Source organism: Streptacidiphilus jeojiense, assembly GCF_000719095.1.
GTDB lineage: Bacteria > Actinomycetota > Actinomycetes > Streptomycetales > Streptomycetaceae > Streptacidiphilus > Streptacidiphilus jeojiensis.
Genome location: NZ_JOEH01000021.1, coordinates 175,385 through 187,676, shown reverse-complemented (window position 1 = coordinate 187,676; position 12,292 = coordinate 175,385). Strand labels below are relative to the sequence as shown.

Below are 12,292 nucleotides of genomic sequence, written 5' to 3'. Positions count from 1 at the left end.
TCAGCGCGGATGCGCGGCGAAGACCTGGTGCAGGATGTCCATGTACGCCCCGTGGCCGCTGGCACTGGACCAGGCCGTGGCGGACTCGACCGCCGTGCCCTCGCCCCATTCGTTGTAGGTCACCACCAGCTGGAACGGGGCGCCCGAGGTGGCGACGGTGGTGGCGTCGTTGCGGAAGCGGGCGAGGTCGCGCGGGACCGCCGGGGTCTTGGCGTCGTTCTTCCAGAACCCGGGCGACAGGATCGCCGAGTAGCCCTTCTGCACGTCCAGCACGTCGGCGTACTGGTGCCAGCCCTGCGGCTGGTCGGCGCAGCCGAGGTAGCCGCCGAAGACCTTCAGCACCACGTAGTAGCCCTCGCCCTGGTTGGCCTGCGCCCAGCGGGTGGCCATGCCGCAGCCGTCGGTGCCCGAGGCGTAGACGAAGATCACCGGCTTGCCGTCGATGTGCAGCCAGGCCTTCTGGGCCGAGTACTTGCGCAGGTACTGCAGGTCGCTCCGGATCGCCGTCACCGAGGGGTCGCCGTACGCCTCCTGCTCGTAGTACACCGTCCAGGAGAAGCCGAGCTTCGCGCCCTCGGACAGCAGCAGCGGCAACCGCTTGTCCTCGCGCTTGCCCGCACCCCACCAGGAGGAGATGCCGGCCTGCAGACCGCCGTACTGCATGTCCTCGATCTGGCGGTCGACGGTGGCCGGGACGTCCACCGAGTACTTGCCCGCCGAGGGCGTGTACTGGCTGCCCGCGCCGCTGAAGTTCTCCGGGTACCAGGGGTAGTAGAAGGCCGCCCGCACCGGCAGCGCGGTGTTGTCGACCGCCGCCGGCTTCGGCGCCGCAGGCTTGTGCGACGGCGAGGGGCTGGGCTTGGCGCTGGGCGAGGGCGTGGGGGTCGGCGCGGGCCGGGTGGCGGAGGGCGCCGCGGCGACCGTGCGCGCCGCCGTCGCCACCGGCGCGGCGGCGCCGGCGTGGGCCGGCCCGGTCAGCCCGAAGGCGTAGGCGGCGGTCGCCGCGGTGGCGGTGACCAGCGCCACCGAGGAGAGCACCGCGCCCTTGCCGACCGAGACACCGCCCGTCTTCCAGGCGGCCCGCCTCGCCGTGCTGACCGCACCCCGGCCCGCGGCGGCCACCGTGTGGGCCCCGGCGCCGCCCGCAGCGCCGCCTCCCGCTCCCGCCCCCGCTCCCAGTCCCGAGGCGGCCAGCCCCAGCAGCAGCACCGGCGGGACGGACACCAGCGCCACATCGGCCAGCAGCCGCTCCGCCGGAACCAGATCGACCGGCACCCCGCCGCACATCTCGCAGGTGCGCACATGCCTGGCCAGCCGCTTGCGCCACAGGCCGGTGGGCCGTCCGTCCCAGCCCCGCAGCACCCGGTCCGTCTCCGGACACCGCGGCACCGCCCTGAGCGCGCGGACGATCGCCCGTGCCACGTCCAGCTGCGCCTTCATCCGCTGCACCCGGACCGCGGCCTGCGGCAGCGGCAGCTTCATCGCGGCGGCCAGTTCGCTGCGGGTGAGCCGGCCGGCCACCTCCATCCACCACAGCGACAGCAGCTGCCGGTCGTCGGCGTCCAGCCACCGGGTGGCCTCGGCCGCCTCCCGCCGCTGGCCCGACAGGCCCAGCACGGTGATCGTCAGATCGACGAAATCGGCTCCCGGATCAGCGAGTTGCGATGCCTCGTCGAGGCCGTCGATCCCGTCGGTGACCGGTGCGCTGCGCCGCAGCCGCCAGTGCCGGCGCACCTCCCGCATGGCGATGGCGACCAGCCAGGACCGGAACGCCTCGGGATCGCGCAGCTTCCGCACGTCGCGGATCATCTGCAGCATGATCTCCTGCACGACGTCGTCGGTGTCGGCGGGCACCCCCAGCGCACGTCCCACGATGTTGTAGATCAGCGGCAGATAGTCGGCCACCAGGACGTCCAGGGCGTGCTGGTCACCCCGTTGCGCGGCACGGACCACCGCGGTCTGCGAATTCTCGGTCATGGTCAGAGGAGGGTTCCCGGTCGGCGGCGGCATAACAGAAAGCCGCGGAACAGCTTCGCACAGGTGTGCCCAGCACGGGCTTCCGGTCCCTGGCGCCCGCCCTCGCGCAGGGACCCCACCGCTGTCACGGATAACAGATTCCGGTGCGATCGAGCGGTATCCCACACCGGTCCGGAGTTCCTTGACCCGCTGTCACACACGCAAGTTGAATCCCTTCCGACCTCCCCCTCGCTCTCCCCTCCCCCACTCCTCCCCCCACACGGAGAACCACGCAATGTCAGTCAACCACCGCAGGCAGACCTGGTCCCGCCGCAGGGTCCTCACCACCGCGCTCGGCGGCACCGCCGCCGCGGCGGCCGGCGCGTTCGGCATCGCCAAGGCCGCCACCGCGGCCAGCAGCTCGGCCAGCGCCGCCGGCGACGTGGTCGGGAAGATCACCGTCGGCTACCAGGGCTGGTTCGCCGCCATCGGCGACGGCGCGCCCATCAACGGGAGAAGTACGGCCGCAAGTTCTACATCATGTACGACGCCACCGGCTGGACCAACATGCAGTCGGAGATGAAGGCCGACTGGACCAACAAGATGAAGGCGCACACCGCCTCGTCCGCCTATGCCATGCAGAACGGCAAACCGGTGGTCTGCATCTGGGGCTTCGGCTTCAACGACGCCAACCACCCCTGGGACGCCGCCACCTGCCTGGACGTCGTCAACTGGTTCAAGAGCCAGGGCTGCTACGTCATCGGCGGCGTACCGCGCGAATGGCGCACCGGCGTCGGCGGCTCCCGGGCCGGCTTCTCCGGCGTCTACCACGCCTTCAACATGCTCTCGCCGTGGATGGTCGGCGCCATCGGGAACGCCGCCGACTCCGACTCCGCGTACCAGAACATCAACGTCCCGGACCAGGCCGACTGCAACGCCAACGGCGTCGACTACCAGCCCTGCGTGCTGCCCGGCGACGTGTCCGCCAGGCAGCGCGCGCACGGCGACTTCATGTGGCGGCAGTTCTACAACATGGTCCGGGTCGGCGCCCAGGGCATCTACATCTCCATGTTCGACGAGTACAACGAGGGCAACCAGATCGCCAAGACCGCCGAGACCCAGGCCTGGACCCCCACCAACTCCGGCTTCCTGGCCCTGGACGAGGACGGCACCGCCTGCTCCTCCGACTACTACCTGCGCCTCACCGGCGACGGCGGCCGGATGCTCAAGGGCCAGATCGCCCTCACCGCCACCCGCCCCACCCAGCCGGTCGTCGTCATCGCGCCGGCGCTCCGGACGGTCTCGCTGCGGGCCAGGGCCAACAGCGACTACGTCACCGCCGAGAACGCCGGCGCCTCCGCACTGATCGCCAACCGCACCTCGGTCGGCACCTGGGAGCAGTTCGACGTGGTCGACGCGGGCAGCGGCAACATCGCGCTGCGCGCCAAGGTCAACGGCATGTACGTCACCGCGGAGAACGCCGGCGCCTCGGCACTGATCGCCAACCGCACCGCGATCGGCCCCTGGGAGAGTTTCAAGCTGGTCACCAACTCCAACGGCACGGTCAGCCTGCTCGCCCAGGTCAACGGCAAGTACGTCACCGCCGAGAACGCCGGCGCCGCTCCGCTGATCGCCAACCGCACCGCCATCGGCACCTGGGAGCAGTTCGACCAGGCTACCGTGTGACCGCGGCGCCCGACCCGTGCGGCGCCCGCCGGCGCGGCTACCGGCGCAGGCCGAGGGCCTCCCGGCCGGCGTAGCGCGCCTGGGCGCCCAGCTCCTCCTCGATCCGGATGAGCTGGTTGTACTTGGCGGTGCGGTCCGAGCGGGACAGCGAGCCGGTCTTGATCTGGCCGCAGCCGGTGGCGACGGCGAGGTCGGCGATGGTGGTGTCCTCGGTCTCCCCGGAGCGGTGCGACATCACCACGGTGTAGCCGGCCCGGTGGGCGGCGCCGACGGTGGCCAGGGTCTCGGTCAGGGTGCCGATCTGGTTGACCTTCACCAGCACCGAGTTGGCCACCCCGGTACGGATCCCCTCGCGCAGCAGCGCCTCGTTGGTGCAGAAGACGTCGTCGCCGGTCAGCTGGCAGTGGTCGCCCAGTCGCGTCATGAGCAGCCGCCAGCCGTCGAGGTCGTCCTCGGCCATCGGGTCCTCGATGGAGGCGACGGGGTAGCGGGCGACCAGGTCGGCCAGGTAGTCCACCTGCTCCTGGACCGTCCGCCGCAGCCCCTCGCCGGTGTAGTCGTAGACCCCGTCGCGGAAGAACTCCGAGGTGGCGGGGTCCATCACCAGGGTGATGTCCTGGCCGGGCTTGTAGCCGGTGCGCTCGATGGCGCCGAGCACGAACTCCAGCGCCTCGTCGGCGGTGCGCAGGTTCGGGGCGAAGCCGCCCTCGTCGCCGACGGCGGTGCTGTGACCGGCCGCCAGCAGGTCCCGGCGCAGGGTGTGGAAGACCTCGGAACCCATCCGCACGGCCTCGGCGAAGGTGGCCGCACCGATCGGCGCGATCATGAACTCCTGGAAGTCCAGCGGATTGTCGGCGTGCGCGCCGCCGTTGACGATGTTCATCATCGGCACCGGCAGCAGCCGCGCGTCCACCCCGCCGACGTAGCGGTACAGCGGCAGCCGGTGGGCCGCCGCCGCGGCCTTGGCCACCGCGAGCGACACCCCCAGGATCGCGTTGGCGCCCAGCCGGGCCTTGTTCGCCGTCCCGTCCAGCTCGATCAGCACGCCGTCGAGGACCGCCTGCTCCTCGGCCTCCAGGCCGAGCACGGCGTCGGCGATCTCACCGTTGACGAAGCCGACGGCGCCCTGGACGCCCTTGCCGTGGAAGCGCCCGGGATCCTCGTCGCGCAGCTCCACCGCCTCGCGGGCCCCCGTGGACGCCCCCGACGGCACGGCGGCCCGTCCGAGCGAACCGTCCGTCAGCTCGACGTCGACCTCGACGGTCGGGTTGCCCCGGCTGTCGACGATCTCGCGTCCGGTGATCCTGGCGATGGCGGTCATGCTTCTCCCTTGGGACGAGATTGAGAGTGGGTTCAATCACCCTCTCGCGCTCCTCCCGCCGGTGACAGCGGCGTGATCGCCATGGTTCGAAAGGATCACGCCAAACCCCTCGGAGGTGCCGTCGGCGGTCCTGACCTGGACCGGACCGCCGACGGCACGGGGCCGGGCGCGGAATCAGCCGCTCTGCTCCGGGGTGAGCACCTGGAGTGACAGCGCACTGGCGTACAGGTCCACGGAGCCGGTGCCCCCCGTGCGGACCTGCAGATGGGTACCGCCCGCGGCGGCCGCCGTGCCCTGCACGGTGACGGTCTGCGGGACGGCGGACAGCTGCACGGTCTGGCTGGTGACGTCCTGCGCGCCGGTCCAGAAGTCCAGGTAGACGGTGCCGGTCCCCTCCAGGGTGATCGAACCCTGGTAGCTCTGACCCGCCGTCGGCTGCGTCGTCGGGTCGGTCCAGATCCAGGTGTCGGGGGCCGCGTAGGACTCGGTCCAGTGCTCCGCGCTGGCGCCCTCCGGCGAGGTGGCGGACACCAGCGTGCCGGCCACCGGGCCGACGCCGTTCTGCACCGGTCCGGCCCAGGAGAGCTGGCCGGTCGGGGTGGAACCGAACAGGTTGGGGCCGCTCGGGGTGAGGATGACCGGCTTGCGTCCCGGCGGGAACTGCAGCGTACCGGCCGGGTAGGACGGCGGCGCGTCGGCGGCCGCGGCCGCCCAGGTCGGATCGGCGGTGTCGGTCAGGGTGAACGCGATCCGGTTGCTGCCGGCCCGACCTGACGCACGGTCGGCTCCGGTGATCAGCGAGGCCGACAGCCAGGCCGGCGCCCAGGACTTCCCGTTGACCGTGACGCCGTGGACGTACGCGCTGGTGGAGGCGCCCGGCGCGGTGATCGTCAGCCGGTGGCCGCCGGGCACGGCGATCTCGGCCGCGGGGAAGACCGGCGCCCCCAGCGCGAGCACCGGGGTGCCCGGGGTCGCCGGGTACATACCGAGGCTGGACCACACGTACCAGGAGCTCATGGCACCGAGGTCGTCGTTGCCGGGCTCACCGCCGGGGGTGTCCGCGTAGACCGTGTCGAGCAGCTTGTGCACGATCGCGGTGGTCTTGTAGGGGGTACCGGTGTAGTCGTAGATCCACGGGGTGCCGAAGGCGGGCTCGTTGCCGGCCCACTCGTACGGCAGGTTGGGACCGGCCTGGAGCTGGGTGAAGTAGGTGTCCAGCCGCTTGTTCGCAGCGTCGTCCCCGCCCAGGCCGGTGATCAGCCCCTGGATGTCCTGCGGTACGGACCAGGTGTACTGGGCCGCGTTTCCCTCCTGGAAGCCGGACTGCCCGAAGGCGCCCATCCCGTCGGTGGTCGGGTCGAACTCGGGGAACTGCCCCTGGGCGTCCCGCGGTTGGATGTAGCCGGTGGCGGTGTTGAAGAGGTTGGTCCAGTTCTGCGACCGCTGCAGGAAGGTGCTGTAGGTCTCGGTCTCCCCCAACGCCTCGGCGAGCGTCGCGATGCCGAAGTCGGCGGTGGCGTACTCGATGGTCTCGGAGGCTCCGTTGGGCTCGGGCGAGAGCGAGCTCTGGGTGGTGTTCGGGATGTAGCCGAGCTTCTGGTACGCGTCGAGTTGGGGCCGCTCGACGTACCAGCCCTGGCCCATCTCGGCGGTGCTGGTCGGCACCGTGGTGGCACCCTTGACCATGGCGGCCAGCGCGGCCCGGGCGTCGAAGTCCCGCGCCCCCATGGCGTAGGCCTCGGCGATCATCGGATCGGCCGCGTCCCCGTTCATCACGTCGGTGTAGTCGTCGGCGAAGCCCCACTTGGGCAACCAGCCGCCCTGCGCCTGGTCGTTGAGGAGCGAGGTCATCATCTGGCTGGTCTGCTCGGGCAGGATCGTGGCGAGCAGCGGTATCTCGGAGCGGTAGATGTCCCAGCCCGAGAAGTTGGCGTACTGCTCCTTGCCGCGCGCGGTCCGGTGGACCTGGTCGTCGAAGCCCAGGTACTGGCCGTTGTCGTCGGAGAAGACGCTCGGCTCCAGCATGGTGTGGTAGAGCGCGGTGTAGAACTCCCGGCGCTGGGCCGCGGATCCGCCGCCGATCCGGATCCGGGAGAGCAGGCTGTCCCACTGCGCGTAGGTGCGCGCGGCCACGGCCGGAACGCTCCAACCGGGGTCCTCGGCCCTGAGGTTGGCTGCCGCGTCGCCCTGACTGACGTAGGACAGCGCAACCTTCATGGTCACCTGCTGACGGGTCGTGGTGTCGAAGGTGACCCAAGCGCCGGACTGCAGTCCCTGGGTGCCCGCGACCTGGGTGCGCGACTGCGCGCCCTTGGCCTCGGTGCCGCGCGGGGCGACCTTGGTGCCGGCGCCGGCCGCGGGCCTGCCGTCGGGCGCGGCCGGCTGCCGCTGCGGGCCGGGGCCCTTGGTGCTCACCTTGGCGATTCCGGGCGACTTCACCACCGCGTCCAGGCGGATGGACGCCGCCGAGGCGATGAGGTCCACCGGGCCGGTGCCGGCGGTGCGCACCTGGAACTGCGGGCTGCCGATCGGGCCGGTGGGTACGGCAGCGTCCACGGTCAGCGTGACCGGCGTCGAGCTGAGCTGGACCGGCTTGCCGCCGACGTCCTGCTGTCCGTTGTAGAAGTTGAGGTAGACGTCACCGGTGCCCTGGAGGGTGACGCTGGCCTGGTAGCTGTCGCCCTGGGTGAGCGCCGGGGGCGTGGCCTGGATCCAGGTGTTGGCCAGCGCGTCGGTCTGGCTCCAGGAGACGGCGCTGTCCCCGGCCGCCGTGGTGGTGGGAGTGATCGTGGCGGCGGTGCCGCCGCTGGCCACCTCGTGGTAGCTCCAGTCGAGTTGGCCGGTGGGGGTGGTGAAGACGTTGGCGCCGGTCGGCGCGGTCTGCCAGGTGCCGTAGGAGGAGAACGGCCGGGAGAAGGTGGCCACGAAGTGCACCGGGTAGGTGCCCGGCGAACCGCAGAACTGGCCGGCGGTCTCGGTGCCGGCCACCTGGTTGTCGCCGATCACCTGGACGCTGGCCGCCTGGTTCCCTGACTGGGCGTCACCCATCTTGAACAGCAGGTTCGCTGCGGTGGTGCTGGGGTAGGTAAAGGTGCCGATGCCGGTCCGGGTGGTCGCCGCGAGGTCCGCCTGGACGGCGGCGGCGGGCGTCGACGGGTTGAGTTTCACCGAGTACGAGCCGGGTGTGGCGTGCTCGTCGCTGTGCTGGAAGGCAGCGGTGCTGTTGGCCGGGTCTGCGCTCAGCGCGCCCACGATGGGGAGGACGGGGAAGTCGCCCATCGCTCCGCAGCCCGGGCCCGACATATGGGTGAGGCTGAAGCCAGTGGTGGCCGAGTCGTCGTAGTTGTAGCCGCCTCCGTCCGGACGCGACGGTGTGTCAGGGCTGAAGGACATCATGCCGAAGGGCGCCGTCGCCCCCGGATAGGCGTCCACCTGGCCGACGGTGGCGCCGCCGGAACCGGTGCCGATCATCGGGTCGACCAGCGCCGCCGGATCCTTCACCAACGCGACACCTGCGGTGGCCGGGAGAACCGGGGACGTCGCCGGCAGGGCCGAGGCCACCCCGCCGCTCGTCGCGAGCACCCCTGCGGCCACTGCCGCGACGAGGGTGGCCTGTAAGCGTCCTGACTGCCTGTAGCGAAGGAGCATGGGGGTGGCCTCTCCTCTGACAACGTTATCAACGAGGTTTCTATCCCCAACTGCGCCACCCCACAAGCCTTTGGATGCAACCTGCTACTCAGGCGCCACTCAGACACGGGCACAGACGTGGGCGCGGGCGCGGCGTCTCAGCCCGCAAGCTCGATCAGGTTCCGGGCGGTCGCCTCCGGGTCGACGATCTGGTGCAGGTGCTCCCCGGGTAGGTGTGCGACCCGCCAACCGCGGTCCCGCGCCTCGGCTGCCTCGGCCTCGTAGGGCGGGCCGAACAGCAGGTAGGAGCAGGGGTGGTCGTCCCAGCCGGCCGGGACCGGGATGGTCTGCCGGTAGTACGCCAGCGGCAGCCTCGGCTGCTCGTCGACGACGGTCCGACGGGTCGTGGCGTCGGCGAACATGGGCGCGATGTCGGCCTCGTCCCACCAGTCCGTCCAGCGCGGCAGCAGGCCGTCCACGCTCTTGCCGCGCAGGAACTCCAGCAGCTCGGGCGGGGCCACCGGCGTCGCCCCGTCCCGGGCGGGCAGCGCCGCGTCGACGAAGACCGAGCCGACCACCTGACGCCGGGGCCGGCCGTCGCCGCCGTCAGTGCCGTCGAGGCCCGCGCGGATCAGCGGAAGGAACAGCCCGGCGTTGCTGTGTGCCACCAGCACCAGCGGCCGGTCGGCGGGCACCGCCGTCAGGTCCTCGCGGACGGCGGCCACGACGGCCGGCCAGTACGGCGGCGGCCCGGTGCCGACGTCCAGCAGGGACGGAACCCGGGCGTCGTAGCCCGCCTCGGCGAGCCGTTCCGCCACCGGACGCCAGGTCGAGGGCCCCACCGAGGGGCTGTGCACGAGTACGAAGAGCGGTCGCATGCCCAGATCCTGACGCCGCGCCGGCCCGGACGCGAGCGGATCTGCCGACAGCAGACCGCGCACGGGTACACACCAGCAGGTCGCCGATGTGGGCCGCGGTCCCGTGCACCGAGACGACCCGGGCGCCGAGCGCCCGTGGCAGGTCCTCGGGCGTCGGCTGCGGGGTGAGCGTCGAGGTCGGGAAGTCCAGGGTGATGCTGCCGTCGGCGTCCGCCGTCGCCGCGAGCACGCCGCAGCGCGCGGCGAACCGCACGGTGCCGGTCGCGCTGCCCGTCTCCCGCAGCACGTGCGCCGTCGCGAGGGTGGCATGGCCGCACATGTCCACCTCGGTCGCCGGAGTGAACCAGCGCAGCGCCCAGTCGGCGTCGCCGCCCGGCGGCAGCGGGTGCGCGAACGCGGTCTCCGCGTGGTTGACCTCCCGCGCCACCTGCTGCATCCAGCCGTCCTCCGGAAAGTCCCGCAGCAGCACGACCCCTGCGGGATTGCCGGCGAACGGACGGTCACTGAAGGCGTCCACGATCCAGATGCGCATGCACAGCACCCTAACCGCACCGGTCCTGTCCCGGTTTCGGGGACACGTTCGGGCGGCTGTCCCGGCGTCAGTTCACTCGGGCAGCGGGATGATCGCCGCCGGGGGCAGCACCGTGTGCCGCAGGGACGGGTCGACCGGGTTGTTGTAGGGCGGGTACTTGGGTCCGCCCGCCGCGCGGCGGTAGACCTCGGTGGAGATCTCCGGGCTGCTGTCGAAGTTCGGGATGACCTGGTTGCCGAAGAGCTCGATCATCTCCAGGCTCTCCTCGTGCGACAGCCCGCCGGTGACGCCGAACACCAGCTGGTCGCAGCCCACCTGCTGGTAGGCGGCCACCTGCTCGCACACCTCGTCCGGGGTCCCGCAGAGCAGGTAGCCGCCCGCGATCAGCTCGTCCAGCAGTTCCTCGCCGCCCAGCGCGCCGAGGTGGATCGGCGGGTCCGGCCAGGTGATCTCGTCCAGCGACTTGGGCATGGTGTCGTGGTAGAGGTTGACCAGCGTCACCAGGTAGCCCAGCCCCGCGGACAGGGCTATCTCCCGGGCCCGGGCGCGGTCGCTCAGGCAGATCACGCCGTTGGTCATCATCACGTTGTTGTTCTGGTAGTCCCCGAGGATCTCCACCGGGTTCTCGGCGGCCTCCTTGTAGGCCTCGATCCGGCCCTTGAGGTTGTAGATCGGCTCGAAGTTGAAGGCGATCCCGCCGATGCCCAGCGATCCCGCCTTGGCGAAGGAGCCGGGGTTGCCGCAGGCCATCCAGATCGGCGGGTGCGAGTGACCGTAGGGCTTGGGCAGGATGTTGTGCGGGGTGGGCACGGTGAAGTGCTCGCCCTGGAAGGAGTAGTCGTACTGCTCCCACATCCTGACGATCTCCCGGGAGACCTCGTCCCACTCGGCCCGGGTGGACTCGGTGTCCATGATCCCGAAGGTGGCCACCTCGTGGCTGCCGGCGCCGCGCCCGGTGCCCCACTCGAAGCGGCCCTCGGTGATGTGGTCCAGCATCGCCGCGCGCTCGGCGTAGCGGACCGGGTGCTCCTTGCGCGGCGAGAGGCTGTTGATGCCGGTGCCCAGGTGGATCCGCTCCGTCTTGGCGGCGACGTAGCCCATCGCCACCTCGGGGGCGGACATGTGGCTGTACTCGGTGAGGGTGTGGTGCTCGCCGAACCACACGTACTTCCAGTTGTGCTTGTCCGCCTTGACCGCGAGCTCCAACTCCCGCTTGAGGGCCAGGTGCTCGGACGGGCGGTCGTGCGCGGCCGGGCCGGGTACGAATCCATTCAGGAAGATGCCGAACTCCATCAGGGGCCTCCTGGGCGGTCAGATCCTGCGGCGGAAGGGGCGTCGGACGGTCCGGGCCGGCATCGCTATCTGACGGTCCGTCAGTTTCCTTCTCGCATAGCTATCACACCCGGTTGTCGGCCACAAGGGATCAGGCGCCGATCCGTCGCCCCGACCCGTCCGGCCACCGGGCCAGGAACCGGTGCAGCGAAGCCGTCACGGCGGCGACGAAGGCGTCGGCGGCCGGCCCGCCGACCCGGTCCAGCGACAGGTAGGGGTTGAGGTCCTCCAGTTCGACCAGCAGCAGCCCGCCCTCCCGGGTACGGCAGGCGTCCACCCGCTGGATGCCGTGGTCCAGGGTGTTCCAGTCGATGAAGCGCCGCGCGAAGTCCAGGTCGTCCCCGCTGGGCCGGTACGGCTCCAGAACCCAACGGCGGTCGGGGTCCGGGGCATTGAGGGCGTACTGGAAGGTGTCGTCGACGAAGTAGAAGGAGACCTCGTAGCGGAAGTCGATCCGCGGCTGCACCAGCAGGTCGCCGCTCCCGAGGTCCAGGCCGGCCAACTCGCCGCGGGGGACGAAGTGCAGGCCGGCCGAGTCGGCTCCGGCCTTGGGCTTGACCGCGTACTCGTCGGCGTCGGGCAACCGGTCCAGGTCGGCGAGCCGGTCCACGGTGGGGATGACCGGGTACCCGGCCGCGGTCAGGTCGAGCAGGTACTGCTTGCCCGCCATGTCCCCACGGCCGTTCAGCGGGTTGTAGACCCGGGTGCCGCGCGCACCGGCCGCGCCGCGGAAGGCCTGGTACGCCTGCTGGTAGTGCAGCACCGGACCGCTGTTGCGGACCACCACCAGGTCGAAGCCGTCCATCAGCGCGGCGGCGTCCAGCGGGTGGCACAGGGCGGTGTCGAAGTCCTCCCGCAGCCGCGAGGAGAGGAATATGTCCTCGTCGCAGTAGCGCCGCCCCCGGGCCTGGTAGCCGAGATCGGTGACGAGCAGAACGCTGGGACGACCGGACACATGCG

The 12,292-nt window shown here is 71.2% G+C and carries 6 protein-coding genes and 2 pseudogenes; 1 reads left to right on the top strand and 7 read right to left on the bottom strand.

Features of this window, described 5'->3' with window-relative positions; all coding sequences use genetic code 11:
- Window positions 1–1,977: a sigma-70 family RNA polymerase sigma factor gene (locus tag IF29_RS43890; protein ID WP_051726056.1), complete on the bottom strand. Its 1,977-nt coding sequence runs from the start codon at window positions 1,975–1,977 to the stop codon at window positions 1–3.
- A gap of 274 nt (window positions 1,978–2,251) precedes the next feature.
- On the opposite strand from IF29_RS43890, the pseudogene IF29_RS49075 reads away from it, so the two are divergent.
- A pseudogene (locus IF29_RS49075) lies at window positions 2,252–3,231 on the top strand (glycoside hydrolase family 99 protein); the annotation flags it as partial.
- A gap of 448 nt (window positions 3,232–3,679) precedes the next feature.
- Here the strand turns inward: IF29_RS49075 and eno are convergent.
- From eno to IF29_RS0127005, 6 genes and pseudogenes are all read right to left on the bottom strand, one after another.
- Window positions 3,680–4,963: a phosphopyruvate hydratase gene (gene eno, locus IF29_RS0127025; protein ID WP_030260089.1), complete on the bottom strand. Its 1,284-nt coding sequence runs from the start codon at window positions 4,961–4,963 to the stop codon at window positions 3,680–3,682.
- 174 nt (window positions 4,964–5,137) lie between these two features.
- Window positions 5,138–8,611, bottom strand: a complete 3,474-nt coding sequence (locus tag IF29_RS43885; protein ID WP_157623946.1) for a GH92 family glycosyl hydrolase — start codon at window positions 8,609–8,611, stop codon at window positions 5,138–5,140.
- Between the two features lie 137 nt (window positions 8,612–8,748).
- On the bottom strand, window positions 8,749–9,468 hold the full coding sequence (locus tag IF29_RS0127015; protein WP_030260084.1) for an alpha/beta fold hydrolase: 720 nt from the start codon (window positions 9,466–9,468) through the stop codon (window positions 8,749–8,751).
- A 70-nt stretch (window positions 9,469–9,538) separates the two neighbouring features.
- A pseudogene (locus IF29_RS45250) lies at window positions 9,539–10,000 on the bottom strand (PhzF family phenazine biosynthesis protein); the annotation flags it as partial.
- Between the two features lie 72 nt (window positions 10,001–10,072).
- Window positions 10,073–11,293 (bottom strand): LLM class flavin-dependent oxidoreductase, encoded by a 1,221-nt coding sequence (locus IF29_RS0127010; protein WP_051726054.1) that lies wholly within the window; start codon window positions 11,291–11,293, stop codon window positions 10,073–10,075.
- A gap of 130 nt (window positions 11,294–11,423) precedes the next feature.
- Window positions 11,424–12,287 carry an ATP-grasp domain-containing protein gene (locus tag IF29_RS0127005; protein WP_037596764.1) on the bottom strand — a complete coding sequence of 288 codons (864 nt, stop codon included), beginning with the start codon at window positions 12,285–12,287 and terminating at the stop codon, window positions 11,424–11,426.
- Window positions 12,288–12,292: the final 5 nt, after the last annotated feature.

Bases quoted from the DNA above. Each gene is read 5' to 3' on its own strand.
- IF29_RS43890 (WP_051726056.1), bottom strand. From the start codon at position 1,977: ATGACCGAGAATTCGCAGACCGCGGTGGTCCGTGCCGCGCAACGGGGT.
- eno (WP_030260089.1), bottom strand. From the start codon at position 4,963: ATGACCGCCATCGCCAGGATCACCGGACGCGAGATCGTCGACAGCCGG.
- IF29_RS43885 (WP_157623946.1), bottom strand. From the start codon at position 8,611: ATGCTCCTTCGCTACAGGCAGTCAGGACGCTTACAGGCCACCCTCGTC.
- IF29_RS0127015 (WP_030260084.1), bottom strand. From the start codon at position 9,468: ATGCGACCGCTCTTCGTACTCGTGCACAGCCCCTCGGTGGGGCCCTCG.
- IF29_RS0127010 (WP_051726054.1), bottom strand. From the start codon at position 11,293: ATGGAGTTCGGCATCTTCCTGAATGGATTCGTACCCGGCCCGGCCGCG.